Origin of the sequence: Aeromonas sp. QDB62 (assembly GCF_027705695.1) — a bacterium.
GTDB classification, from domain to species: Bacteria; Pseudomonadota; Gammaproteobacteria; order Enterobacterales; family Aeromonadaceae; genus Aeromonas; species Aeromonas allosaccharophila.
The window spans coordinates 1-617 of record NZ_JAPDCD010000147.1 but is presented as its reverse complement, the minus strand read 5'-3'; the positions used below and the strand labels follow the sequence as shown (position 1 = coordinate 617).

The following is a 617-nucleotide window of genomic DNA, read 5'->3' as shown; positions in this document are numbered from 1 at the left end:
ACCTGACCGGAGAGGGTCAGTCGTACATCGGTCACCGGATCCGAGTCGGCTTTGATGGTGATCTTGCCGCTCGCCCGTTGATCATCGCCCGCCGAGTTGGCGCCATCGAAGCGCCCTTCGCTTAAGGTGACGCCTGTCAGGGTGAGGGTAGGTTTCTCCCCTTCCCCTATCTGGATATTGAGGGTGCCGCTGGTGCTGTCGTTGTTACCGCCCGCCTTGTCGTAATCGTTGACGATCACCTTGATGGGCAGCTCGGTCACGGCGTTGCCGCCCTGATGAAGCCCTTGATAGAGGGTGACCTGATAGTCAAACCCGTTATTGCCAGCCTGATCGAGGCTGCCAACCAGCTTGACCTCGAACACCTCGACCCGCAGGCCATCCACCATCACATAGCCCTTGATCAGCTGGCTACCGGGGATGGCGCTATTGCCATCAACCAGCTCGTACTGCACCGGTTTACCCAAGGCAGTCAGCGCAGGCTGTTCGTTGGCATCGGCAAACGCCACCTCAACGACCCGGTCCGACCCGGCTTGCACGTCAAAGTGACCGGTTTGGCTCAGGCTGTTGCTGCCGGTGAGGTTCCCCTCATCCAGGATCACACCGGTGCCCGGGATAAA

The 617-nt window shown here is 60.0% G+C and carries 1 protein-coding gene; it reads right to left on the bottom strand.

Annotated elements, in window-relative coordinates; all coding sequences use genetic code 11:
- The coding region (locus tag OKC27_RS22835; protein WP_270806762.1) for a hypothetical protein at positions 1 to 617 on the bottom strand (617 nt) is incomplete at both ends.